We start from the raw sequence: 25,133 nt of genomic DNA, 5'->3' as shown, positions 1-25,133 counted from the left end.
ATGCCAAATTAAGCCCTGTAGGGCTCCCACTTTTTAAATAGACTCAAATTAGAAAATTCTGTAGCTTATTAATTATTAAAGTACAAAGTAAAGCCAAAGGGGTAGTTAATGAAAGCTATTTATTCTCTTAGGTATTTGTCCCCTTTTATCTGACTACATACGATAGTAAGTAGCTTATCCATCTTTGCAGTTCCTCTCTAGAAGGTTCACTAACCACACAGAATGTATCCTTATAAGGACATTTATTTAGGGATGTTGCCCAGCTTGGGATTGTTTAATGTTTTCAGATGATTTAACCATAGTTGCACCTACTGGTTTATTATTGGATAAAATACCCAATGTAGAAATTCCTACTAAAAGGGCTACAATGAGAAAAAACAATTTTCTTTTTACGTTGGGCTGAAGAGATTCCATTGTTTATTAAAGGTTAGATTTTTTTAAATTGAAGTTTTATAAGAGTAAGTAACTAGTCTAATATTTATTGGGTAGTGTTTGAATGGCAAATTTTGACTAACTCCAAAACGATAGCCATCCATATACCACGACTATCAACAAATTGTACGCGCTGGAAAAGCATAGGAGGAAAACTGATATAAGAAGAAATCAGAATGATACTCTTTTCTGCTTTTGCAATGAGTTGATTTATCGCATTCGCTATATCATGAGTAACTAAAAAGATAGTCATTTACTAAAAATAAATATATTACTATAGCGAAAGTAACATACTTACTTGTAGCAATATTTTAAAGTTAGCTTTAAAACTTACTTGTTAATTTTTTTACTATATACTGTAGATATACACTTAGATATGAGAGATTTACAGGAATAAGTGCGATTTAAGCTAATACAATACTGTAAGTACTCTTCTTCTACATCTTGTTAATTGGTCTTCCTGCAAAAAATGGACACTAAGTTAATAACTGACTGGCCATACTGGAGTTGGTAATCAGAGTATCAAGAAAGTGGCAAATTATTTAACTGCCTTTACTTTGGCTTCATGCAGAAGTTCGTGTTAGATGGAAAGCTTGTCTAACAATTCCTCAGCCTGTTGTAGGGTTTTTAATAGTACTTCTGCACCCGTTTAGCATAAAACAGCAGGAAAATATAAATGATAGGAAAGGAAAAAAGCCAGAAGTACTTATTTCCAGAAAGGTCATTGCCACAAAAAAAAATCAATAACGATGTTAACATTTGTTTGAGATGTCATTATTTTGCTTCATGAGGGCCTTTCATTGAAATTATTACACTCCTTTTGCATTTTTAACTATCTGTTCCCATGTTGGTAAGGCAACGCAATCCCAGGAGTAAGATTAAAACTTTACACCTCTTTTTGTTCTAGCCAGATTTCTGCTTGTTTACTATCAGTAAAAAAACGCTCATTTATTTTACCGAACATTGTATCATGTTTTTCAATTTTTGACTTGTCATGATCCACATGGGCTGCAGTCACACAAGTAATTCCACGTGTTATACTAATGCTCATCCTTTCAGCTTCTTCAAACAAACTTATATAACCTGTTTTCCAGCCATACCTGGCCAGAGTTTCCGGAATTAACCCCTGAACTTCTTATGCAGATCGAGATCAACAGCCTCAAATCCGTGGAGATTTACCAGAATTTTAAAGGGCTGATTGTCGGGTAAAAAACTTAAGTTCCTTTCTAAGGAGTTTATCCATTTAATAAGTTAATAAGAATCCGTGTGATCAATATCTCCGGATAGATTTGTTACAATTTGTTTTTTTGACGGATGCCATATGGTAGCCGTGAGTTTTGATTTAACCATTTTAGTAGACTGTAGTTTGTGAAGAAAACAAGCTTTGAAACTGCCATTATGCTATTTGGAATAATCATACTCTATAATGGCTATGTTTTTCCCAAAGCTGGTTTCCGGATCAAAATCAAGTGTAAAAGTTGTGGAATAAACAGATGCCTCATCGAACTTCTTGCGAATTTTCAGAGGAACTTTCCCATTTTCCGTGGAATACATTGCCTTTATTTGATATCGTCCCAATGGTATATCCACCAGATAGCCATAATCCTGGGTATAAGCAGCCCCTTCTTTTACAATTAGTGTTTTTCCGGTTGAACCATCAATTAATTTTCCTACTGGTACAAGCGTAAATTCTATATTTTCTGAGTCATAAATATAACTGCCTACAGCCGAATTAATACCAACGGTTGCTCCATAGTATCCCAGGCCATCTGCCTTTTCTCCAGTTAGTTTCAGTTGAAAATTCCTCACCCCGCCAGCATTGCTCATTACTTCATATTTCTCAGGATGAAGATCAATTGTATAGGATTTGCCATTTAGCTCTTTTACTAAAACAGCTGTTACATTATAAGTTCCAACAGTAGCAAGCTTGGCTTTATACTTTCCGGCATTATCTGTTATAGCAAGCGTATTAGAATTGTAAAACATGGTATTGTCAATCCTCACATTAGCACCCGAAATCGGATTGCCATTGGTATCAGTTATTATTCCAGTGGCATATCCCTCTTCATTTTCTATTGGCTTAGGATGCTGGTTTGCGTCATTGTCGTCTGCTTTACAGGAAAAAAACAGGGCGATAAATACATAAAGAAATGGTATTAAATTTTTATTGGATCTAAGGATCATGATGAGTTAGTTTAATTATTGTAAAGTAAAGAGATGATCAATTGTGGATTCTTGAGGTAGATCAAGAAATGAATGTGCTGAAAAAAAGCTTGATTATTGTTCTAGGGATATGAGCGATATTGATTTTAACTTCTTTCACCGGACGCTGCATTTTGAAATGATTCTATCAGAAACCCAGACAATAATATAAGTAAACCTGTTATGGCTATAGCTCCCCGGAGACTGATATAGGATAGCCACTCGCTTCTGAGCGTCTGCATATCCATGTAATTATTTGCAGGATAGTTGTTAATGATTTCGTTTAACGGAATCGACTTTGTAATAGCAAGCGTCATATCTCCCAGAATACAGGCAAAAGACAGCAGTACAGTAATAAAAACAACCGACCTTGGGTTTCTAAAAGTGAAAACCAGAAGCAGGACAGCAATTCCAATGGAAGAAAAGTAGAGAAAACGGAGAGGATCACCTATTACTGCATCTATTGATTTTCTTTGTTCTATAAATGAGGCAATGGATATATTATGCAGTGCTTTATTGATTCCGATAAGATAAAACATTCTTGATTCCGATAAGATAAAACATTCCCTGGGAGGCGATGAATAAATAAAGGAACAGATATACTGTTCGTAGCGTGTAAATCTTCATAATTTCTGTAGTTTTATTTGTGATGGAACAAAGTTGAAACTAAAGACAATGAAAATTCTTGATGTTGATCAATTTGCTAGTACAAGCTTTTTTTATATCAATTACCGGCCATTTTGTTTCGTATTCTGCTCACCGTTTCAGGCGTTATTCCTAAGTAGGACGCAATATATTTTAAAGATACCCGCTGAAGAATTCCCGGGTTAGTATCAATCAGATCCATGTATCGCTCTTCGGCTGTATTCAGCAGAAAAGAGATCTCCCTGTTTTCTTTTCGGATAGCAAAATGTACAAGTACAATTCTTATTAAATTGCTCCAGCAATGGTATCTGGCAAAAAGTCCTTCCAGTAAGGCGAATTCCAGTGTTACTAACTGGGTGTCTTCCATGGCAACCACGTTAAACCGGGCAGGTTTCCTCGCCTGAAAGCTTGCAACAGACCCGGTAAACGTATTTTCAAAGCAAAAATCTTTGGTGACCTCGATTCCATCAATCAAAAAATATAGCCGTGTAGAGCCGTGAGTAATAAAACCCATTTTGGTACACACTTCTCCACTCCTAAGAAAATGCTGATTCTTTTTTAAGGTTTTTACACCAAGGCATTTTTCCATGGCTGCCCACTCCTCCTCATTAAATTTTACTATAGCTGAGCAAAAAGATTTAAAGTTTTCAATCATTTCATATTTCTTTAAATGGGAGTTTTATTGCTTCAGGAAGCGCTGTAAATAGCAAATTACGACAACATTAATTCTTATTTCTTGATCTATCTCAAGAAATTCTATTTTGCCATTTTATTCCTTTGTGCAATATAACCATCCTCGCACAAAGAAAACGTCATTACTGGGAGCTTCAGGAATTTGATCGAGTTTTAAGTAACTAGACAACATACAAAAACTTCATCTAGTATAGGCATGTGAAGGGAGTCTCTTAAGCAAGGTTGTGAGCAAATGAGAAACTTGGTGGCAATTTCGCTAATCTGACAAAAGACTTTTTCAGCCTTGACAGTTTGTAATGATTTGAAAATTCTTGTACACTTCAATCCGGAACTTTCTGCAGACAATCTACCAAAAGAAATTATTGCTTTTAGAAATAATATTGAAACTATCGATGGAATAATAGACCCCACGCTTGAATAATTATTGTTATTTTAAGTTGATAATATAAATAACCGACAGATAATTGTCCTGCAAATCTAATTCGCTGTTTGAAGCAATGAATAAATAGTGTTAGTTTGAGCAATAGGGAGTATGCATAAGGTATATTTGAAGTCGAAAATCAAAATTATCACTTTATGCCATAGCCTAATTCTTTATAAGTAAGCCATTATTGGAGAAGAGAGCAAAAAGTGTAGTGAATTATTTAATTTCTAAAGGTATTTCTCAAAATCGGCTCTTTTTAAAGGGGTATGGCGAAAATAAGCCGATTGACACCAATAAAAGCGAGGCAGGTATAGCTAATAACCGTAGAGTGGAGTTTACAATAAGATAATTATATATAAAATAAACTGATTGGAAATGTCCCTTTCGAATCACTCTCATTTCTATCGTAAGCGTCCGGTGGCCTACATCTTACAGGGCAGCAAAGCTAATTCCGCTTTTTAACCCTACTCTGTTGAGGTTCCTTCCATGTAATGGCTTTTTATTATCGTAAGCACCTGATGGACCTGAAGAAGATACATCAGGCGGTTTCAACTATGGCGACTGGGTTGCCCCTTATGGAGATGAGGGTTCAGCTAAGATAATGGAAAAACTGATGCAACCGGCAGATTCTTTTGTTGGGCAGGAAAACATTCCAGATATGGGAGTTCTATTGGCCCAAGCATGCAGACAATTGGCCTGCTATCAATGAAGTCACCACATACGTCTTGTCTAATACCCTAAAAAAGTCAGATTGGAACAATCCTATTTTCTATACTAGCCTCTCAGATATCGAAAAGCTCAAAAAATCAAAGGGTTCGGATATCAAAGTTTGGGGCAGTGGCGAACTTGTTCAACTCTTGCTTCAAAATGATCTGGTGGACGAGTTCTGGCTGATGATTCACCCTTTGACGCTTGGCTAAGGAAAAAAGTTATTTGACAATGGCCCGATTCCGGCAGCATTTACATTAATTGAAAGTGCAATCACAGCAAGTGGAGTGATTATAGCCAACTACCGGAGAGCAGGAAAAGTCAAGACAGGTAGCATGGGATCTTAAGGAAAATAGACCATGCCTTCATGACGAGAAGCACGCACAGTTAACATGTATTGTCAATAGAGCAGCTTTACAATAAAGTTTCTACTATACTAATTAGCTAACAGATTACTATTGCCGCTACAGGACAAATATCTAATTCTTTAGTTGTCATTACATTATAAGATTACAATAAACCAACAAATAAAACTAATAAACAATGAGTGTTATAGAGAACAAACACCTGATGCAAGAGATATTTTCTGAGCTGTCTAGAGGCAATGACCAACCATTTATCGAAGCAATGGCGGAAGATATGCAATGGATCTGGATGGGTTCGGGTCAATGGTCTAAAGTATTTGATGGGAAGAAAGTGATTGTTGATCAACTTTGGAGTGCGGTAAGAACCACGTTAGTTCCACCCTACAAAGCAATTGCACACCGTTTTATTGCAGATGAGGATTACGTAGTAGTGGAAGCTAGCGGACAGAATACCACCCCTGATGGTAAAACATACAATAACAAGTATTGTTGGGTATGTCGTATTTGGGCGGGGAAAATACACGAGTTAAGAGAATATATGGATACCGATCTAGTGACCAAGACATTCAATCAAAAAACAGCATAAAATTAAGGTTTATATAAACCATCAAATAACAACAAACCGCTAATCCAATAGGCAGCCCCTATGTCAGGCTTATTGTTTTTCGTACAGAAGTTTAAGAAATTATTAAAATTAAGTCACTCAAAAGGGGAAGTTAAATTAACTCCTTGTTAATTATCCTTCAAAAAGCTTTATGATATAACAAGCATAAATAATTATTTTAAGAATGGATTATCTTTTGTAACACATTTACGTAGATTTATTTAACATAATCATTTTACTTAATGCCATCAGAAAAACAATTAATCATTAAATATTGGTCCAGAACCAATGCTTTCTACCAAGCTAAACTTGTTGAAAAAAATCAAGTAAGCACCCTCTCCCAAGAAGAAGCTAACAAACTGGTCAGTGCTACTGCCTGGACGGATGTTGCTAATAAGTCCATCTTTGTCAAATCCAGAGACATGATTGAAAGAACCTATGTGTTTACACCGCAATAATAACAGAGTCAGACTTAGTTATAATACATATAGGTAAGCTATATACCAACAAGAACTATTTACTTATCCTGTGAATATTATCAAGGTTGGAGGGAATGGGAGCGAATAAAACGACTCATCTCTGCCCCAATTTCCATCAGGTCGCTCACTTGCTCTTCTGTAAAATTATAAGGAACAGGCTTTGCAATCCCAAGTGTACCATACAACTCCCCATCCAGCAACATGGGAACAGCAATTGAACCCTCTACCTTGGTTTCTTTAGCGGCAGGTCGTGCCACTCCCGAATCATCCGTCTGCAGGTTACACATCTCTACAGGCTTGAGGCGTTGGGCGGCAATACCGGCCATTCCTTTTCCTATAGGAATCTCTGTCATTTTAGGAAGTAAAAAATTAGGTAATCCCTGTTGAGCCTGCAACTTTAATAGATTTGTTTCTGCATCCAGAATGTGAATGGTTCCGGTTGTGCAATCAAAGGCGGCAATAATATCGGAGAGGCATTGTTGCCAGTTAAACGGAGATTGAGTGAAGAGAGAAGTAATATGGGCGGTGATTGGAGAAGGCATTTTATAAAATTCTTTTTAATTTATGAATGTTCTATTTTATGTTAAGCAATAGGCTCTATTTTTCTCATTCCTACAGCTTAGTAAGTTAATGGTTGTTACTTTTGATAAAAGTAACAAAAGTAGATAAACCATCACAGCTTTCCTGTAGCAAAAGTTTTCCTGTAGTTATCCTGTACCTTGTCAGATATAATATAAGTGGACAAACATCCAATAGTATAAATATATAGTTTCATTAACTTCCCCTTTCTCGAAACTTCATATTTAGACAAGAAGGGAAAGAAAATTTTTGAAGTAAAATTAGGGTATACCAATTATCCCCTCTTGTACTTTTTTTAGAGGGGATTAAAATATATGCAACTTTGATAAGCTATATCAGGCCAAGACCCTCTAGTAGATGATGCAAGTACATCAACTAAGAGTAAATTAAAATATACTTTCCTCATCAATAGTTTCATCATTTATCATGGCTATGCATCCATTCAAGTATGGCCTGAGTAATCAGGTCTGGGCGGCTCCAGGGGATAAAATGGTTCATATCAAGTATCATCCACACCTGTGTAGGAGCATTTACAAGCATTTTTCTGGCAAATGTGGCATTGCCAGGAGGCACCAGCTTATCTTCTTCCCCTTGAATAACAGTTACCGGAACCTGGATTGTTGCCCACATCGGCAGCATGCTGGCGAGTTCCTTTTTTAAAGGTAAAATTTCCTGGTTGCTTACGTCAAGTTCTTTGGGAATAATGGCCCTGAACAAGAAAAATTTGCCCAAATGCCTGTACCATTCCCATCTTTCCAGTTCCGGGTCAATGGAAGGAGCCACCAGTATTAAGCCACCTACCAGATGGGGATAATCCATCGCCATGCGGCTGACTACCGGGCCTCCCAGAGAATGGCCCACCAACAGAGGTTGAGTGGTAGATCTGCTAGTTTGTAAAATAGGCATGAGTAAGGCCGCTTGCGCTTGCAGGGATTTTTCTACCTTGCCATACCCCGATTTTCCAAATCCAGGCCTGTCTACCGATACTATTCTTGCTGTTTTGTAAAGAGTGGTATCTTTAAAAAAGGAGATAAAAGCATCCCAGGAACCAGGTGAACCATGAACAAACACCACCATAGGCAGTGTATCAGCACCCATAGCTGCGTAATGTATGCGGTGGTTATTGAGCGTATATTCGTAAAAGGAAGGTTTAGCGGGTGCATCCTTAAAGTATTCTGCTACCTTCTTATCAGACATATGCAGGCTCATACACCTGGGCAACAGCGCCAGAAGCAGCAGGATACCGGTGCCTGAAAACCATTTGATGTAAGCAGGCTTAGGATGATGCATAGTGATGAATTGAATTTGTTAGGTTAGTTTACTAGGTGTATTAGTTCCAGCAGGGAGGAGCCAATCAGTATTAAGCCTACCACTTTGTTAACCAGGCTGCTTTGCAGCGAAAACTGCTTATGTATGCGCCGGCTTAACAGGGCAAAAGTCATTAAACCCAGTAGGGTTCCTAGGGAGATGCCTGTTACAAACCAGGCTATCTCTATTGCAGCGTCAACAGCAATCCATTGGGAAGCCGATAATACAGCCGTATATACCAGCCAGAAAGGAATAGCCATTACATTGAGGATACTAAGTACAATTCCTAAAGAAAAAGGCCCCAGGCTATATTGCACCACTTGTCCGGAAGGTTTTTTACGCAGGTAGCCAATGCCTGCTACCAGAAATAAGGCAATAGAAAAAAATCGAATTGGGTTTTTGTACATGGCAAAGTCCACCAGTGCCCCACTCATGCGTACAGCTATGTAGCTGTATCCCAGTTCTATGATGGCACAGGCCAAAGCAAAAAGCAAAGCTCCTTTGAGCCCTTTTTGCAGGGATATCTGCATAATGGTTAAGTTAAGGATACCTACTGGCAGGGAACCCAAAAAGCTCACCAGAGCACCGGCCATAAAATTAAGTATTAAATGGTTCATAATTGGAAAACTTGTTTCATGCTTCTTTCATCTGTTTGCGGTAGTTTCGGAGTTTGCTCACCGTTTGCCAGGCTTCCCGAGCACTCATATAGGCGATGCCCTTCTCATAATTAGCCTTGCTGATCTGATACAATACGTTCCAGTGATCAAACAGCACTTTGTATGCCTGAAGGAACGGAAACTTGGGGTCGTAAATATGCCCTGGTTCAGCACCTGCACCATTCAGTTCTAAGATTTTTATTCTTTTGCCTTGGTATAGTTCCTCCAGGCTCCGGCAGCGGATATCGTAGCGGCCATAATAAAAGCCAGGCACAGAACAGCTGATGTTGTCGAATACACTAACCAGGCTTTCGTTAATTAGATAATTTCCATCCACAAACTTGGTTCCGCGGCAATGGTTCCCAATATAGACCAAGGTGATTTTGTTGCCATCCGCCAACACTTCTTTCATCAACACCTGATACTTTTCTGCCAATACCTCATATTGGAGCCTTGCCCGCTGGTGATTGAGTATCAACTTCTGCAGTGAAGATTTTCCGTTTCCTGTAAGGGTGAGAAATTCTTTCACTACAACAGAAGAAATACGGCCTTTTGTCTGGGAAGGGAAGCGGTAGTAAAACACGCCTAGTTCAATCTCATAGGCTACATATTCCTGAATCAGAAAGGGTACCCGCATTTGCTGTATATAGACTTCCAGTTCCTGCCGGTTATGGATTTTTTCTACTTTCCAGCCCCGCTCCCCTACATCTGGTTTGGCGATCAGCGGAAAGGTGATGCCTGCGGCCTGTATTTTTTTTAGAATAGCATCTATATCCGCAGGTGTTTTTATGAAGAGCGTTTTAGGGATAAACTCTTCCGGCAAGCTCTTTAATATTCCGTATTTAGACTCGCCCAGCATACCACCTGATTCTATAGAGGGATTGGCCGCAGAAAAGAAAAAAAAGGACCGGGCTTTCACAGACAACCATAACCAGTAGAAGAAGATCGGGAAATATACTACTTCAAAGGGCCAGTATTCCCAGTTGATCAGCCTGGTCCAAAGGTTCAAATACTTTACAGAATTCATATTGGGCAATAAAATAGATTGTATATAAAAGAGGAGGCTGTTTCTCAGAAAATGCGGTAAGACTGCCTGGTTTCCCGCACCAGATCATGATAGGTCATTACCTGCTCTCCGGCATCATTGGCCCGGATAGACGTAATACTCACGGTTTGTATTTCGTTGCCGCGCTGCATACATAAGGCATTGTGGCTATCGTCTATGCCGGCAAAGCGGTGAAAGTGCATAATATCTGCCTCTGCCTGTTGGTCCTGCATAGCCAGAAACCGGGTAAACCACAGCTCCCGTTGCACACACACCGAGGGAGCATACAAAGTAGCCGAAGACCATATTTGCGGTTTTGCAGCATCTTTTGGCATCAGGTGAATATGTGTGCCATCCCACCGGATTTCTACCAACGAAAGCTTTTCCTGGGTTTGCAGTACAAGCAATGTGAAAGGCTCAATTCCTTCAAAATCGTAAGTAGAAATAAACCCAGTAGCTGAGGTGTAGTCAAAAAAATCCAGTAGCACCAGTCCACGGCTACGGCGGTAAGGAGGCCTGCTTACATGATTGGAGAAAGCCCCGTTGAGCAAACATAAACTTATTTTCCTGCTGCCCATGGCTATCCAGGTGCCGTTTGCCTGCGGGTCTTTGGGAAACACCACAATGCCCGAATCCAGGTGGTACCTGCGGGGTGGCTCTGACAGGGGCCTGGTAAGTTTTTCGTCGCGGTTAGAGGTTAAAATAAAGCCCTGCTTGCCTTCTGGAATAAAAGTTACTGTGCACATGTGGATTGCCGGTGTTGGATGGTGGAGGGAGCTACACCGAAGTTGTGCGGTATAGAATACTGGTCTGTTAAGGCACTTACTCCAATGCGGATCGTGGCTAGGTGATGAATGCAATGTTCCAGGTTATAAATCAACTCCCGGTAGAGTGTGGTTTGCACCAGCAAGGACCCTTCAGCCATATAAGCGGCTTTCAGGTACAGCAATTTATCTTCCTCTATTTCTTCTACATTCCTTATAATTTCTTGCAGGGTTTGTATAGCAAACAGGTTATCGGTTTCCAGTAAACGATTACGCTTGCGGGCATCGTAATCTACCTGTCCATTTTGCAGACCCTGAAACAGGCAGAGGTAAAATTCTGCAATATGGCGCACATGCCCGCTCAGAGAACCGCCCGATAATATGGGCAGCGGCTGTGCGTAAGTAAGAGAGTCGAGCTGCAAAAGCAAATCAATCAATTGATGAAGGGTACTTACGGTGTGTTGCTGTAAAGTTGAGGGCATTAGCGGGTTACATTTAATTGAATAAAAACTTGTACTTCGTTGTCCATCAGCCAGCTGGATTCGCGTACTTTATAATCCAGCCGGTTAAGGCTGAATTCTGCTTTAAAATCTCCGCCACAGGCATTTTCTACAAACCTAAAAGGTACCTGAATATTTTTTGTTGTTCCTTTAATGGTCAGATCAAAATAGGCAAGATAATCCTGTGAGCCCGTTTTCTCCATCCTCGTGGAACGCATGGTGATCCTGGGAAATTTGTCTACGTGTAAATATTGTTCTTTTCGAAGGTGCTTGTTTCGCAAAGCAATACCTGTTTCAATAGTGTTTGTCTCCACAGAGGCAACAATGGTACTTTGTGCCAGATTAGCCGGATCAAAATTTATATTGGCTTGCGTGCTAGCTAATGAGCCGTTTACCAGCAATCCGGCATGTTTTATTTTAAAAGTAACAGTCGAATGCTTCAACTTCCAGTTCACCCTTATGAAGGCAGTGAGCACCAACAGGATGGCTGCAATACTCAAATACCGGATATAGTTAGGGGAATATGTCAAAAGGCTTATTTTTTAAAAGGTGCATAGGTGAATCCAAGCATAAACATGCCAGCTTTGTTGCGGAAGCGGTCATTGGTATACGTCAGTTCCCGGCTGGTGGTATATTCGGCAAACAGGAAAGTATAACCTATCTTTATTCCCCAGGCAGGTTTTATCCAGTATCGCAGAAAAAACTCTGAATTCAGGCTTCCAATGTCGTTATCTGAAGAGAGCAGCAGGTTGAAAGAAGTAGGTCTGGCGCTTTGACGGGTGTTATGCAGCGAGGCTTCGTCACTCTGCAAGGCCATAAAGGTGCCGGTTTGTTCCTGGCCAATACTAAAGCCAATGGCATCAATATTAAACCCTACGTCCAGGTGGGGCAAAATACTATATTGCAGAAAGATAGCGGCATTCAGAAAGTTAATCTGGGAATTGGACAGAAAAAGAGTGTCGAAGTTTGCCGGGATGTCTTCAGTAAAGATAACCGTAGGTCCGGTTTTGCCGCTGGTAAGCCGGGCAGGAGCTGTTACAAAGTCTTGATTGTTGCCAAAGTAGGAAGTAAACCGCAGACCAAAGCCGGCTTTAAAACGCTTTTTCTGCCCCAGTCCATAGAGTTTTGCCCCGGATAATGCCACTGCCGCTTGTCCGCCTCTTGTAGACAAAGCCAGTTCCAGATGAGAGAAACACTGGTAGGCAACAAAGTCTTTTTGTGCATATACTGCAAGGGGCAGCTGGAAAATGAACAATATACAACTAACTATGTTTTTCATAAAGAGGTGGTTGTGGGAGGAACATACTGGGAAGCGTCGCAGGCCGGCTGTTTTAAGTTTTGAGCAGAAGTATTGAGGTGTTTTTGCTGGCTTATTTTATTGCTTTCCAGATATCTAGCTACAGGCTACTCGCTAAAAACGAATGGCTAAACTCTTAATTGATACATCAACCGGGCAATTGTTTATTTCAGCCGGGCACCCAATACAGGTATTTGTTTGCGACGGGTATACAGCACCGTTACACAACCAAGCAGCACAATAAGGCCCAGAGCAAATAGGTATCCGCCGTCGCCCATGACCTCAATGCCCAGTATAGTCAGGTGAGACATAATGGCTCCAGCCATCAGGCCAATACCCAGGATAGCGCCCAGCCAGGCTGTTGCAGGAATCAGAAGCAGAATGGATGTAAACATTTCTGCAATCCCGGTGCCGATGCGGCCTACTGCGCCCAGCCCTACCTTATCGAAAATATACACCGATTCTTCAGCGCCACTGAATTTAAAAAACAGTGTTTGCAGCAGAATAATGGCACAGAGTATTTGTAATGCCCAGGAAAGATACAGGGTTGTTTTTTTCATGATTTTGGGTGGTAGAGGGTGGAAGGATATGTATAGAAGCAGTATTTATTGAGGTGTTTCAAGCCTGGCAGAACCAAACAGAACGGCAAACTGCCGGCACCAGATAAGCACATAAGGGTATTCTCTGGTATCTACTGTGGCAGCTACCTCATAGCTGAAGGTGCCGGAGGTGGATTTTAATAAACCCAGGTTAAGGCTTTGTGTAAACCCTCTGTCTTTGGAAAGATATACATATAAAGAAGGTCCATAATCTGTTTTAAAGTTTTCCAGTACCAGGAGCTGGTCATTTTCACGGCGCAACATCTTTACGGTTCCGCTGGTAGCATGCACTTCCTGCTGAAACATACCGGTAAGCTGTAGAGTATCATTGCCCAGGTCCAGCATTTCCACTACAGGGGCGGGTTCATCTTGTTTACAAGCTGCCAGCATCAGTATTCCTGCCAGCAATAGAAATATATATTTTTTTCTCATGGCTATGGAGGATATGGTTTACTGGTAGAGTTTAGCCCAGCTGATATCGGCTTTTTTCTTCAGGTTTGCCTCATCTTTGTTCCATTTGGGCAAGGTATTGGTAAATAACTTATTATAAAATAAATACAGCTTGCCATCGAGTATTTTAAATGTTTCTGGGTCTATTTCCACTTTTTCTCCGGTTTCACCCATGGCATAGGCACACCAGCCGCCGTATTGGGGTTCATATCTGGCAGGTTCTTTTTTGAAAGATTCCAGGTTAGTCGGGCTGGCAAAGTAATAGGTCACATTCTGGTAAGTATAGGTATTGGATTTTTTGCCTTCCAGGGCTTTATTCTGCGTAAAATAGGCTACCGGATCATAGCCGCCAATGGCGAGGGTTTGCTCCAGGTTGTAATGTTTGAGTCTTCTTGATCCTTCATTCTGTGCCCAAGCCTGGTGAAATATACCTGCAACGGCGGTCAGGGTAGTAAGTAAAACGAGTAGATTTTTCATGGTTCTTTGCTTTGTTGATTCAAAGGTAAAGAACATTGAAGGCTGCCAATGTCGGGTAAACGACAGTTGGGGGAAAATTTATTTTGTTACCGCAGGTTATTTATATCGGGGATGGTGATTTTGCTGCGGGAGTAGACCAGCTTGTTTTCTTTCTCCAGCTGGTTAAGAATAGAAGTTACGGTTTGCCTGGTAGAGCCGGTAAGGCTGGCTAAGTCCTGATGGGTGAGGTAGTTTTTTACTACCCAGTGGTTATTTTCCAGTTTGCCATTGTCTTTGGCAAAGGTCTTTACATATTCTACTACGCGGGTGCGTACATCTTTAAAAATAAGGTTGGCATAACGGTTTTCGAGCATTTTGAGTTTATCGCCTACCTGTTTGGAGAATTTAATAGAAATCAGGGGATTCTGCTCCAGTACACGTTCAAAATCATCCAATGTAAAGGAACATATCACTACTTCATCTGAAAGGACTTTGGCGTATTCAGTTTCCTGGTGGGCGTGTTTATTGAGGGTAATCTCTCCGAAAATGTCTCCCTGGTGAATAATTTCTTTGGTTTGCTCGTTGCCAGCTTCATCCATGAGAGCGATTTTCAGGATGCCTTTTTTTAGTATATAAATGCGCCTGATGGGTTCGTGGGTGAAATAGATGACTTCATTTTTCAAGGCTTTTTTGAAACCAGTAATCACACAAAGTGTTTGAATATCGCTTTCCTTCATTTGTGAAAAGAGATTGTGGTTTTTCAGGTACCAGTATTTTACAGTTTCCATGATGAGGCAGTTTGATAGGAATAGCAAGGGGTCTGCTAAATTTACTAAAACTATACATAATTTGGTAATCCGCTATGCAGAACGTTGGCACTACATGAATGCAACGCTGAAGCCGTATTGACCTTTTTGCTTATACTTTTTATAACCTGGCCAGGGCAGGGTAATTATTGGCAAACAAACCTAAAATTTTAACTGGAGGAAAGTCTCACGGAAATCTCAACAAAATGTATTATTTGTATCGGTTACTGGTTAAAATTCGTGGCCTGTATTTCTTCAGGTTACCTTTAGGGCTGGTATACCGGCATCCGGAAAGTGAATCGTGTTTCACCGGAAGCTGTGTTTTCTACAGAAATAGGAAATGAATGCAAATCGAGTATTCTTTTCACAATTACCAGTCCTAGTCCCATACCGGAAGGAGGGCTTTTATCGGGGGTTGAGGTGGCATAGCGGCTGAATAGGTGAGGGATTTGTCCGGAAGGAATACCTGGACCTGTGTTGGTTACTGAGATATGCACCTGCGTTCCTATAACATCTACCTGTATAGAGATACTGCCCTTTTCAGGTGTGTATTTGATGGCATTGTCTATCAGGTTCTGCATGACCCTTTCTATCATCCCAATATCGGCACATACGAGTATAGCTGCCTGTAAACTGGTATAGCTCACAGAAAGGTGCTTGGGCTGGGCAAGTATCCGGTACTGCACGAATACTTCTCCCATCAGCTCGGCCACATTGAATACTTCCATATGCGGCTTACTCTCACTGGCTTCCAGTTTGGAAAGTTCAAAGAGTTCCTCTACCAGTTTCCGCAGTTTTTCGCTGCTCTGCAAAATAATGCCGGTATAGCGTTCCCGGTCAGCATTCGTCAGCGACTTACTTTTCATCATGATGGTTTCAGCATAGCCTTGTATGGCGGCAATGGGTGTCCGTAAATCGTGCGAAACATTAGCTATCAGTTCGCGCCGCAGGGCCTCTGCTGTTTTTAACACTTTCAGGTTTCCGGCCAGTGTATCGGCCATCTGGTTAAAGGTGCTGGCAAGCAAGGCAAATTCGTCCCTGGATACTATTTTTATTCTGGATTGCAAATCTCCTTTGTGGAACTTCTCTACAGTGCTGATAACTGCTTTCAGGTTGCGGGTAATCAGCCTAAAAGCATAAAGGCCGATGAGCAGGGTGGCGGCCAGGGTAATGGCCATAATCTGAGTGGCCAGGCCCAGGATATGCCTGTTAAGCAGCGTTTTCATAGTAGTATCGTATGCTTCTCCTGCCAGTACCACATAAATATAGCCCACCAGCTTTTCGCCTTTCTCTATGCTGGCTGCCGAGAATATTTTTTGCTTATCCCTGTTTCTCGGATCGTCACCTAGGATATAATCGTTACCTACAGCTGTAATAAATGCATGGATAGGCACCAGCGAAACGGCAGACAAATGTAGTTTTTTCTCGGGTGCATAATAGGAGAGGACCTTGCCTTCCGGATTTAGCAGATATACTTCAATACTTGGGTTCATGACCATGGCATTAAAAAACACTTTTTCTGCCTGGGCTTTACTCAGGGTATCATGGAGAAAAGGGGAGGAGAAACGGGCAATATGGGCGGCTACATTGCGGTTGAGCCGCTGATGAGAGGCCTCAAAATACCTTCTGGCGGATATTACCGTCATGTATACATAGGCAAAAGATAACAAGCTGAGCAAGAACAGGAAAATGTAGAATATCTTCCAGTACAAACTGTTTGTAAACCTGGCAGGAGGAGTATGCTGGTAGCTCATGGTTGAGGTGAAAAAGCATCTGTGAAGCGGTACCCTACTGCCCAGGATGTAAGAATATAGGCTGGTGCAGAAAGTAAGGGTTCTATTTTGCTTCGGAGCCTGTTGATGTGTGCAGTCACTGTATGCTCGTAGCCGTCAAACTCGTAACCCCACACCAACCGAAGAATGTCTTTGCGGGAATAGCTGTAGCCGGCATGAGAAGCCAGTAACCAGAGCAAGTCAAACTCTTTGGGTGTGAGTTCTACCACTTTGCCTTTTAACAGTACTTTCCGCTTATGGGGATCAATGTACACATCGCCCAGGGTAAAAGCTCCGGCAGGCACCTCTTGAAGAGAGAGAGTTTGGGATTCGCTGCGGCGGAAGATAGCTTTCACCCTGGCTATAAATTCGCGGATAGAGAAAGGCTTGGTCAGGTAATCATCTGCACCCAGTTCCAGACCCAGTACTTTGTCTATCTCCTCAGATTTGGCACTCAGCATCAGAATGGGTATACGTATATCATGGCTGCGTATCTGCTTACAAATATCAAAGCCATTCAGGTCGGGCAGCATAATATCCAATACAACCAGGTCATAGCTATCTTGAATCATTTTCTGCAAGCCTTCTTTACCGAGTTGTGCTATGGAAGGCTGGCAACCCAGGTCAGTAAGATGGATATACAGAAGTTCTACCAGATGTATATCATCTTCGATAATCAGTACTTTCTTCATGAACTGCTTAATGATTTACCGGTTTGGCCCTACTGTTACAAAGGTGAGAAGAAAAAAATAAGCTGTTTGTCGCCTACCCGACACTTGGTGACAATTTGCCAGGATACTTTTGGGTGTTATTAAATCAAATCACTATGAAAATCATTGCCAGTAGTTTATTTTTTATTTTGTTTATTGCCTTGTCCGCTTTTGCCCAGAAAGGGGAAGTATTCACCAATGCACAAGGAGCTATCAGAGGCTACGACCCGGTAGCTTATTTCAAAGAAGGCAAACCGGTAGAGGGTAAAAAAGAATTCACCCATACCTGGAAGGGTGCTGACTGGCATTTTTCCAGCCTGCAAAATAAGGAAGATTTTATAGCCAACCCGGAAAAATTTGCTCCGCAGTATGGCGGCTATTGTGCCTATGGTATGTCTAAAAGCTACAAAGCCCCCACCGACCCTGAGGCATGGACCATTGTAGCGGATAAGTTGTACCTAAACTACAACAAAGAGGTACAGCAAACCTGGAACAAAAGCCAAAAGGAATTTATCGAAAAGGCTGATAACAACTGGCCGGAAGTAGCTAAAAAAGATTAAGCAGTAAGACTATGGAAGTAACTTCCAAAAAAGTTTCCAGGCAAAAGAATAGAACCGTTTGTAAAAATTGTAACACTCCCTGCAAGGGTAATTACTGCTATCATTGCGGACAGGCTACCGCTACTAGGCAGCTGGAAGTAAAGCCATTGCTTTGGGAGGCTTTCTTTTCTGTAGTAGATGTAAATCAGGGATTTATATTCACCTTGAAATCCCTGTGTATCAAGCCTGGAGAAGCCATCCGGGAGTATATCGAGGGCCGCCGCATAAAGTATTATCCTCCCCATAAATATGTATTACTGATTGGTGCGGTCGCTGCTTTTTTTTCTACCCGTTACCACTTCTTCTCCGGACAGCCGACTTCAGGAATTTTGAGCATAGCGTCAGACTCACGGCTAGCTGGTTTCTGGCTTTATGCTGATACCTATACAACCCTTATTAATATTATAACCATACCAGTTTTTGCCATATTCTCCTGGTTGTTACGCAGAAAAGCCTACAACTATGCCGAAAATATTGTATTAAACACCTACATCACTTCCCAGCAATTGCTGCTGTTTGTCTCTATGGTGCCCCTATTTGAATGCTATTCCACTACACCCCGGTATGTGATTAACTTCTATGTTGTGGTTACGCTGTTGTATAATGTGTGGGTATACAAGCAGTTTTTCGGCTTCAAACGATGGACTGGTGTACTTTGTGCAGCATTCATGATGTTTTCTGCCTATATATGCCAGTTTCTGCTCAACCTGCTGTTTTTTGTTGTGGCAAAAAATCTAGATGTTTTATAAGTAGAATGCCAGCATCAAAAGACAATTTTAGGAAAATTAGGTTGCTATCAGTGAATGACTCGAGATATGAATGTGCATATCTATTCCTACGTGGGAACAAAATTATTCAGAAGCTGTTTGAGTTAGTTTCTTTAAGTTACAAATATGTCTTTTTGACTGCAACTTCTTTACTTTTCGGTTCATAGCCTCCGGCTATGCTCCTGCAAAGTGCCTTTTTTCGCTAGAAATCCATTATCAGAAGAAACATACTGGACAGCTCTCTTTGTTTTAACCTCGATATCGCGGGCGCTGCCCCGGGGTTATTCATTGGCAATTGTAGACAAGTTATCGAGAAAGCTTAACCAGTATGGATTACCTTTTCAATACTTATTAGCCGATGCAGGCTTTAGTTCTGGGGAGAATAGACCTGCTACGAGCGCTCATCGGCTCCATGCTTCATTGGAGGCATGCCACATCAAAGGCTTCATTCTTCTACATGGTAGTTACCATCCCAATTGACTACGCCATCGGGTCAATCAAGGGAAGGATTCACTTATGATATAGCGGAAAATGCCTATGTATGCTGCAACAAAAAGTTGCTCTATTACCATGGTATTAGAATGGATAAAGGCTTTGCTAACCATTACTATCATGCTCAAGTAAAAGACTGTAGTGTATGTCCGCTAAAAAAAGAATGTTGTGGTAAAAAAAGGCGACAAAGCTTAATGTTTAGCATTTACCGCCGCTATCATTGGACCTAATGCTCCGCATCATCGGTCCATTACGCATGCAGCAGCGGGTGGAAAGCAGGGAAGGCAAGAGAAGGAAAGGCCAAAGAATGGCTACCATAGAACCTGTTTTTGGCAGCGTACTCAATTACTTTGGCATGAGCAGAAGCAATGCAAAAGGTAAACAAGCCGCTCATAAAATGATGCTGAACCTGCTATGAATGTGCATCAGCTTCGGACGCCTTGTGCTTACAATTTGCAAAAACTGCTTATTCTTATACATCAACCAAAAATTAAAAGTCAAATACTTCCTCTTCAGCAACTGCCTGTCCTTTATTTTGCCCTCTTTTTCGTTGTGCAACACTCAGACCCATTTGTTTTAATCATAAGATTGCCTTTCACGTAAAGGATATACAACTCTTTTCTGAACCTGTCTGGAAAAACAGGGAGCCTGACAAGAATACCCTTTTGGCTATTAGTTGAGGCAGTTAGTGGAAGATTCAAAATTGGTAAATAAAGCTTGTTCTTCCAGTTGAAAGGCAATAATTTCTTCCATCAAAGCTGTCAGGGGTTGAACTTGAGTAATAGCTAAATATCTTTCTAAAGATGGAATTCTACTAGGAGCAACAAGTGTAGAAACCAAATTCACTTCTTTTGGCTGTATCATAGCTGTACGGTTAACTTCAATGCTATCTTTATTTTGTTTTATTTATTACAAGAAATGTACCAAAATGGCTTAACCCCTATTTTATCTTTTATAGAGGATGAGGCTATCTTAATTTAATCTTCTGTGTTAGTCTAAGTAAAATTCTAGACAGCAATTCAGTAGGTTAGCCTGCAGGTAGGCATCAGAAAAGAGCAGGATGGAAAGCAGAAACCGATCAGACTTTGTACTTAAGCTATTTAAGTTTCAAGTAAGGGGTAGTTCATTTAACAACTCCATTTTTGAAACTCTGAATTGTGATAATTTATCTTCTTGCCGGTATACCCAAAACTAGGGCTTGCCAGCCTTTGAACTAGTTTGAGTTATTTTTTTACAGCTCAATAGCCGTTTGTTTCGCTATGTCTTTCCCTTCCAACATGTCATTAATGGTCTGGTTGACTTCAAAGTCTGGTATTGTCCCTGTACCTATATTTTTTGAGCTGTCAACATGATAAACAGATTTTTGTAAGGGTACACTGATCGTGAAATTAAAAGGAGGCATGGTAGTTTCTGGTATTAATCCGCTGTGATTCCTCTGATAGCCTCCTCCGGTTTGATGTCCTATACATATGGCTTTTTTGTTAAAAGATAAAATGGCTGCCACATCCGCACACGAAGACATACAAAAGCCATTGATTAATACATATGTTTATAGGGTTTCCGCACCAAAGATAGAGAAAAAGGAAAGAGGGGCTAACTTTGTGCATGGAACTTAAAAAGATACTAAACAAAGTAGCTGATTTTCGGGTGCAAGGCCGCTGCTTACATCTATTAGCAGATATTTTAGGCTTAGTTTTATGTGGGGTAATAGCCGATTGTGATGACTTTGACGAGATAGCAGATTATGGCAAAGATAATACAGCGTTTCTGCAGCAAGAACTAGGATTAAGTTTTGTTAATGGTATACCTTCTGCTGACACTTTAAATCGGGTGATCAGACACCTGGATAGCCATAGTTTGGAGCAATGCTTCAAAGCGTGTGTAGCTGGCTTCTCCTTAGCAGGCAAGCAGGTATGTATAGATGGCAAAGAATTGAGAGGTACTATACCTGCAGGCAAAAAGCATGCTTTGGTTCGTATGGTCAATGTATGGGTAGAGGAACATAGCTTAAGCTTTGGACAAGTAGCCGTAGAAGCCAAGAGTAATGAGATTACAACTATTCCTGCTTTATTAGATACCCTTGATTGCAAAGGTAGTATCATTACTATAGATGCTATTGCTTGTCAGCAGGCAATTGTAGAAAAGATCAGGGATAAGCAAGCCCATTATGTGATTGCCCTAAAGGCTAATCAAGGTGTACTCTATGAGCAGGTAGCCCATTTTATGCAAATCAATAAGTCTGCTCTCGCTTTTAATCAGCAACTAGATAAAGCCCATGGCAGAGGAGAAGAACGTAGGGTATATATTGCTCAATGCATTGATTTGGTAGAGGAAAAGGAAAAATGGCAGGACTTACATACTTTAGTCATGGTAGAAAGAAAACGCATTATAGCAGGCAAAAAGCAAGAACAAACCCTGTTCTATATAAGCAGTTTAACAGATACAGACCCTGCCTTGTACAGCCGCTACATAAGAGGCCATTGGGCGATAGAGAATGGCTTGCATTGGCAACTAGATGTTACCTTTAGGGAAGATGAGGCTAAAGTCAGGAAAGATAAAGGACCCATCAATCTGCATCTGATTAGAAAGTGGTCTTTGCATCTGCTCAAAAAAGAGCCTTCTTGCGTGAGTGTCAAACGGAAAAGAAAAAAAGCTAACAGAGACACTAATTTCCTGTTAGCTATTCTTAAAACTTAATATTTAGTGCGGAAACCCTAATATGTTTACCTTTTTTACTCTGCTTTTAAAACTTTTACAGGTTCAATTTGCCCCGCTCGAATGGTTTGGGATAGGACAACCAGTAACCCAATGATGGCAACCAAACCAAAGCCTATGCTTATATTTATAAGACCCAAATCAAGATGACTGCCCATTTCTTCTCTTAATAAATTACCGCAAAACAAGCCCGCCGGAACACCAATAAGGCCGGCAAGCAGGAGAAGAATACCAAAATTTTGGGTAACTGTCCACACCAGTTTTAGATTGCTTGCACCCAATACTTTTCTTATGCCCAGTTCTTTGGTGCGTATTTCTACTGAGTAACTGGCTATGCCTAAAATGCCCAAAGCAGCGATTATCATAACAATCAGGGCAGAGCCTCCAAAGATTTCCATTTCTCCACTGATTTCTCCTGAATAACGATATTCTTTTAAGTTATAAAGATTTGCTGTTTTCTCAGGAAAATGGTCTTTCCATACCGATTGAATGGCCTTGGTCGCTTCCATTTCTGTATTTGGCTTTATTTTTATGGTCAAGGTGGTTATTTCATTTGGCAAATACCGATAGATTAAAGGGAGTTGTTGGCCAATAATCTCATTGGGTATGATGCCAATCACTTGTACAGAGGCAGAGTCAAGCAAGAGATTTTGCCCCACCAGGGTCTCCGATTTAGATTCCAATAATTTTGCGGCAGCTTCATTCACCAACACATATTGCTCCGTACTTTGGGGCATAGTTGAAGGAAAATTTTGCCCAGCTAGTAAGCTGATACCTTCCCTTTCGATTGTTCGTGGGTCAATACTCACGTAATTTATTTCCAGAGTTTTATCGTTTAGCGTTACAGAATCTTTACCCATTTTAATGGGTTCATAGTACCAGTTAGTAGCCAAAATCGTTTCCACCTGACTTAACCCACTTATTTCGTTTTGCAGGTTTTGATATTTTTCACCTTTTAAATCCAGTGTCAGCACATTGGATGGCACAGTTGATCTGATGATTGCATTGTTTTTTCTATCATAATCGGCTACTATGACAACCAATATCATCAGCATGATGGTCACAGAAAATTGAACGACAATCAAAGCTTTATAAACACCAACACCCCGGAACAGCTTTATATTCTTCATTTTACGCAAAACCTGTATAGGCTGAAACGCTGACAATAGCCATGAGGGAAATGCCCCTGCTACTACGCCTGTGATGACTGCGTAGGTTATCAAGCCTACTATTAAGGCTGTATCCCAGGAGAATGTCACATCATCCATATCGGGTATATAGTGGGCTAAAATAGTAACACATGGCACTGTAAACAACAAAGCAAACAGGGCAACAAGGGTCGATTCCATTAAAAATTGACCGATAACTTGTCCTCTTGTTGCGCCTATGGTTTTGCGGATACCTACTTCCTGCGCCCGGGAGAAAGCACGCGCCAATGCCAAACTGATATAATTGAAAGCAGCTAAAAGGGTTAAAGATAGAATGATGAATAGCTGCGTTTTTACATCTTCCCAACTAACGCCCGCATTGGGGTTATTTTTAAGATCAATTTTTCCAGGGGTAATGTCTTCTATGGGTTGTGCCAAAAACTGAAGATGGCTCTTATCCAGTTTGCGGTTATAGTTCTGGAGCGTTGCATTAAGTTGCTCTAAATTACCTTCTGATTTTAAACGGGCATAAATTGCCCAACTCTTGAAGTCTTCCCAATTTTGTGAAATATCACGGATTGCTCCTTTTTTTTCAAGCAGTTGGGTAGCATTAATAGATAACATTGCTTCAATAGGCAGATGTGTTTCTAAAGGCGGGTCCTGGATAATTCCCCCAACGGTATAATAGCCTAAATTTTCAAATTGAACCGTTTGCCCTAAAGCATTTGCGTTACCAAATATCTTTTCTGCTGTTTTTTGGGTTAAAAAAAGGATGGTGGGATTATTGGCAAGGCTTTGTGCTTTACCTGAGAGCAATTGAAAGCCAAAAACATCAAAAAAAGAAGGCTCTGAAAATTTTATGTCAATAGGTACATCACCTTTGTCGGTTTGCAGGTTATGTTTTCCTGCCAGACGTACTTTTACCGTTTTTTCAACAAAAGAGACGCTTTCCAGTTGAGCTGCCAACGGCAATGGAGTTGTTGCCCATTTGGTTTGTTCCCCCTCCTTTGTTTCCTGCGTGAGTATCCGCACGAGTTGATTTAATTTTGGATGAAAATGGTCTTTATCAAAAGTGGCTTTTAGGCCTGTAAAGAGAATAACACCAACTGCCATACTCAATGACAAGCTCAGTATATTGACTAATGAAAAAAGTTTGTTTTTCCAGAGTATCCGTATAGCGATTTTCAGATTGTTCTTTATCATGACTTAACGTGTTGATTTTTAATCAAAAATAGGCCAAATGTATCCACCCAGTGGAAGAGTCGCTGTACTTTTCGCACCATTCTAGCTTTTGTTTTGATAAAGGGCGCAAGTGGAAGGAGAAATTAAGAAATAAAATTGGCCAATACAATTCTTTCCCCTCTATCCCCTTCATTAAGTTTCAAGAAAGCGGGATTCATTCTTAACTATGAGCAAGAGATTAGTATCAAGAAAGGGAGCCATTTTAACTAACCATTTCTAATTACCAAGAATGTAATCCTTAGTAAACTTTTGTTTAAATTTTTTACATAGTTAAAAGCAGATCTTCTCTAGGTGTCCACTTTTCTGGGGGAAGACCACCTGGACTTCACCTAAAATAGTGGAAACTGGAAAATGAGCGGATTTAGTATCCAGTATCTAGATTCTTAAGTTTCAAATAACGAAGGAGTTAAAATAACTCTCCCCTTTTTAGTGCCATCAACGTTAAAATTGAGAAAAGGGGAATTTAATGGATACTATTATCTTTTTTCCATTCATACAGTTTCTCCAAAGGGGTAGTTAATTTAACCGCCTCTTTGGAGAAACTCATCAACATTGGAGGAGAAATTCACACCTGAATTTTCTACTTGGCTTCTGTCCGAAAAACAGGGGCCTGACATTGGGAGGAGATCAGTATTGGTCAATAGCCATTTTTGGTCATTTTAATATAAAGTACCTA

Annotated in this window: 30 protein-coding genes; 8 read left to right on the top strand and 22 right to left on the bottom strand. The window is 40.6% G+C overall.

Going from position 1 to position 25,133, the window contains the following annotated elements; translation table 11 throughout:
* Positions 1-246: 246 nt before the first annotated feature.
* The 5 genes from GXP67_RS36665 to GXP67_RS36645 form a co-directional block, all read right to left on the bottom strand.
* Positions 247-414 carry a hypothetical protein gene (locus GXP67_RS36665; RefSeq protein ID WP_162447717.1) on the bottom strand — a complete coding sequence of 56 codons (168 nt, stop codon included), beginning with the start codon at positions 412-414 and terminating at the stop codon, positions 247-249.
* A gap of 904 nt (positions 415-1,318) precedes the next feature.
* On the bottom strand, positions 1,319-1,504 hold the full coding sequence (locus GXP67_RS36660) for a hypothetical protein (RefSeq protein ID WP_162447716.1): 186 nt from the start codon (positions 1,502-1,504) through the stop codon (positions 1,319-1,321).
* A 329-nt stretch (positions 1,505-1,833) separates the two neighbouring features.
* Entirely contained in the window at positions 1,834-2,616 is a 783-nt protein-coding gene (locus GXP67_RS36655; RefSeq protein ID WP_162447715.1) for a carboxypeptidase-like regulatory domain-containing protein, read from the bottom strand.
* A 125-nt stretch (positions 2,617-2,741) separates the two neighbouring features.
* On the bottom strand, positions 2,742-3,173 hold the full coding sequence (locus tag GXP67_RS36650; protein WP_162447714.1) for a hypothetical protein: 432 nt from the start codon (positions 3,171-3,173) through the stop codon (positions 2,742-2,744).
* A gap of 185 nt (positions 3,174-3,358) precedes the next feature.
* Positions 3,359-3,934, bottom strand: a complete 576-nt coding sequence (locus GXP67_RS36645; protein ID WP_162447713.1) for a Crp/Fnr family transcriptional regulator — start codon at positions 3,932-3,934, stop codon at positions 3,359-3,361.
* Positions 3,935-4,607: 673 nt separating this feature from the next.
* Between GXP67_RS36645 and GXP67_RS38480 the strand changes: the two genes are divergently transcribed.
* The 4 genes from GXP67_RS38480 (at position 4,608) to GXP67_RS36625 (ending at position 6,531) form a co-directional block, all read left to right on the top strand.
* Positions 4,608-4,745, top strand: a complete 138-nt coding sequence (locus GXP67_RS38480; protein ID WP_394351996.1) for an OmpA family protein — start codon at positions 4,608-4,610, stop codon at positions 4,743-4,745.
* A gap of 283 nt (positions 4,746-5,028) precedes the next feature.
* Positions 5,029-5,316, top strand: a complete 288-nt coding sequence (locus GXP67_RS37675) for a dihydrofolate reductase family protein (protein WP_317170090.1) — start codon at positions 5,029-5,031, stop codon at positions 5,314-5,316.
* A gap of 331 nt (positions 5,317-5,647) precedes the next feature.
* Entirely contained in the window at positions 5,648-6,055 is a 408-nt protein-coding gene (locus GXP67_RS36630; RefSeq protein ID WP_162447712.1) for a nuclear transport factor 2 family protein, read from the top strand.
* 260 nt (positions 6,056-6,315) lie between these two features.
* Positions 6,316-6,531, top strand: a complete 216-nt coding sequence (locus GXP67_RS36625) for a hypothetical protein (protein WP_162447711.1) — start codon at positions 6,316-6,318, stop codon at positions 6,529-6,531.
* Positions 6,532-6,611: 80 nt separating this feature from the next.
* Here GXP67_RS36625 and GXP67_RS36620 read toward each other — a convergent pair whose 3' ends face one another.
* The 14 genes from GXP67_RS36620 to GXP67_RS36555 form a co-directional block, all read right to left on the bottom strand.
* A complete protein-coding gene (locus GXP67_RS36620; protein WP_162447710.1) occupies positions 6,612-7,094 on the bottom strand; it encodes a GAF domain-containing protein in 483 nt (160 codons plus the stop codon).
* A 454-nt stretch (positions 7,095-7,548) separates the two neighbouring features.
* Complete coding sequence (locus GXP67_RS36615) at positions 7,549-8,421, bottom strand: alpha/beta fold hydrolase (RefSeq protein WP_162447709.1); 873 nt, start codon at positions 8,419-8,421, stop codon at positions 7,549-7,551.
* Positions 8,422-8,444: 23 nt separating this feature from the next.
* On the bottom strand, positions 8,445-9,056 hold the full coding sequence (locus tag GXP67_RS36610) for a LysE family transporter (protein WP_162447708.1): 612 nt from the start codon (positions 9,054-9,056) through the stop codon (positions 8,445-8,447).
* Positions 9,057-9,072: 16 nt separating this feature from the next.
* A complete protein-coding gene (locus GXP67_RS36605) occupies positions 9,073-10,122 on the bottom strand; it encodes an ATP-grasp domain-containing protein (RefSeq protein ID WP_162447707.1) in 1,050 nt (349 codons plus the stop codon).
* A 44-nt stretch (positions 10,123-10,166) separates the two neighbouring features.
* A complete protein-coding gene (locus tag GXP67_RS36600; protein ID WP_162447706.1) occupies positions 10,167-10,886 on the bottom strand; it encodes an NRDE family protein in 720 nt (239 codons plus the stop codon).
* Positions 10,874-11,386, bottom strand: a complete 513-nt coding sequence (locus tag GXP67_RS36595) for a DinB family protein (protein ID WP_162447705.1) — start codon at positions 11,384-11,386, stop codon at positions 10,874-10,876. The genes GXP67_RS36600 and GXP67_RS36595 overlap by 13 nt, the downstream gene beginning before the upstream one ends.
* Positions 11,386-11,934: a YceI family protein gene (locus tag GXP67_RS36590; protein ID WP_162447704.1), complete on the bottom strand. Its 549-nt coding sequence runs from the start codon at positions 11,932-11,934 to the stop codon at positions 11,386-11,388. The genes GXP67_RS36595 and GXP67_RS36590 overlap by 1 nt, the downstream gene beginning before the upstream one ends.
* A gap of 5 nt (positions 11,935-11,939) precedes the next feature.
* Positions 11,940-12,683 carry a hypothetical protein gene (locus tag GXP67_RS36585; RefSeq protein WP_162447703.1) on the bottom strand — a complete coding sequence of 248 codons (744 nt, stop codon included), beginning with the start codon at positions 12,681-12,683 and terminating at the stop codon, positions 11,940-11,942.
* Between the two features lie 182 nt (positions 12,684-12,865).
* A complete protein-coding gene (locus tag GXP67_RS36580) occupies positions 12,866-13,261 on the bottom strand; it encodes a DoxX family protein (protein WP_162447702.1) in 396 nt (131 codons plus the stop codon).
* Between the two features lie 45 nt (positions 13,262-13,306).
* Positions 13,307-13,732 (bottom strand): DM13 domain-containing protein, encoded by a 426-nt coding sequence (locus tag GXP67_RS36575; RefSeq protein ID WP_162447701.1) that lies wholly within the window; start codon positions 13,730-13,732, stop codon positions 13,307-13,309.
* 18 nt (positions 13,733-13,750) lie between these two features.
* Positions 13,751-14,227, bottom strand: a complete 477-nt coding sequence (locus tag GXP67_RS36570; RefSeq protein ID WP_162447700.1) for a YHS domain-containing (seleno)protein — start codon at positions 14,225-14,227, stop codon at positions 13,751-13,753.
* Positions 14,228-14,313: 86 nt separating this feature from the next.
* Positions 14,314-14,994: a Crp/Fnr family transcriptional regulator gene (locus GXP67_RS36565; RefSeq protein ID WP_162447699.1), complete on the bottom strand. Its 681-nt coding sequence runs from the start codon at positions 14,992-14,994 to the stop codon at positions 14,314-14,316.
* Between the two features lie 284 nt (positions 14,995-15,278).
* Complete coding sequence (locus GXP67_RS36560) at positions 15,279-16,766, bottom strand: sensor histidine kinase (RefSeq protein ID WP_162447698.1); 1,488 nt, start codon at positions 16,764-16,766, stop codon at positions 15,279-15,281.
* On the bottom strand, positions 16,763-17,476 hold the full coding sequence (locus GXP67_RS36555) for a response regulator transcription factor (protein ID WP_162447697.1): 714 nt from the start codon (positions 17,474-17,476) through the stop codon (positions 16,763-16,765). Before GXP67_RS36555 ends, GXP67_RS36560 begins: the two co-directional genes overlap by 4 nt.
* Positions 17,477-17,610: 134 nt before the next feature.
* Between GXP67_RS36555 and GXP67_RS36550 the strand changes: the two genes are divergently transcribed.
* From GXP67_RS36550 to GXP67_RS36540, 3 genes are all read left to right on the top strand, one after another.
* Entirely contained in the window at positions 17,611-18,054 is a 444-nt protein-coding gene (locus GXP67_RS36550; protein WP_162447696.1) for a YHS domain-containing (seleno)protein, read from the top strand.
* Positions 18,055-18,065: 11 nt separating this feature from the next.
* The gene (locus GXP67_RS36545) at positions 18,066-18,842 is read left to right on the top strand and encodes a DUF3667 domain-containing protein (protein ID WP_162447695.1); all 777 of its coding nucleotides are present in this window, start codon (positions 18,066-18,068) and stop codon (positions 18,840-18,842) included.
* 739 nt (positions 18,843-19,581) lie between these two features.
* On the top strand, positions 19,582-19,770 hold the full coding sequence (locus GXP67_RS36540) for a transposase (RefSeq protein WP_162447694.1): 189 nt from the start codon (positions 19,582-19,584) through the stop codon (positions 19,768-19,770).
* Between the two features lie 254 nt (positions 19,771-20,024).
* Here GXP67_RS36540 and GXP67_RS36535 read toward each other — a convergent pair whose 3' ends face one another.
* Positions 20,025-20,216 (bottom strand): hypothetical protein, encoded by a 192-nt coding sequence (locus tag GXP67_RS36535; RefSeq protein ID WP_162447693.1) that lies wholly within the window; start codon positions 20,214-20,216, stop codon positions 20,025-20,027.
* A 367-nt stretch (positions 20,217-20,583) separates the two neighbouring features.
* Positions 20,584-20,874 carry a S41 family peptidase gene (locus GXP67_RS36530; protein ID WP_162447692.1) on the bottom strand — a complete coding sequence of 97 codons (291 nt, stop codon included), beginning with the start codon at positions 20,872-20,874 and terminating at the stop codon, positions 20,584-20,586.
* Between the two features lie 83 nt (positions 20,875-20,957).
* On the opposite strand from GXP67_RS36530, the gene GXP67_RS36525 reads away from it, so the two are divergent.
* Positions 20,958-22,049: an ISAs1 family transposase gene (locus GXP67_RS36525; RefSeq protein WP_162441340.1), complete on the top strand. Its 1,092-nt coding sequence runs from the start codon at positions 20,958-20,960 to the stop codon at positions 22,047-22,049.
* 35 nt (positions 22,050-22,084) lie between these two features.
* Here the strand turns inward: GXP67_RS36525 and GXP67_RS36520 are convergent, their stop codons facing one another.
* A complete protein-coding gene (locus GXP67_RS36520; RefSeq protein ID WP_162447691.1) occupies positions 22,085-24,418 on the bottom strand; it encodes an ABC transporter permease in 2,334 nt (777 codons plus the stop codon).
* Positions 24,419-25,133 lie beyond the last annotated feature (715 nt).

Source organism: Rhodocytophaga rosea, assembly GCF_010119975.1.
Taxonomy (GTDB): domain Bacteria; phylum Bacteroidota; class Bacteroidia; order Cytophagales; family 172606-1; genus Rhodocytophaga; species Rhodocytophaga rosea.
Note: the sequence above shows the minus strand (reverse complement) of the source record. Positions and strands in the feature narration are given on the sequence as shown.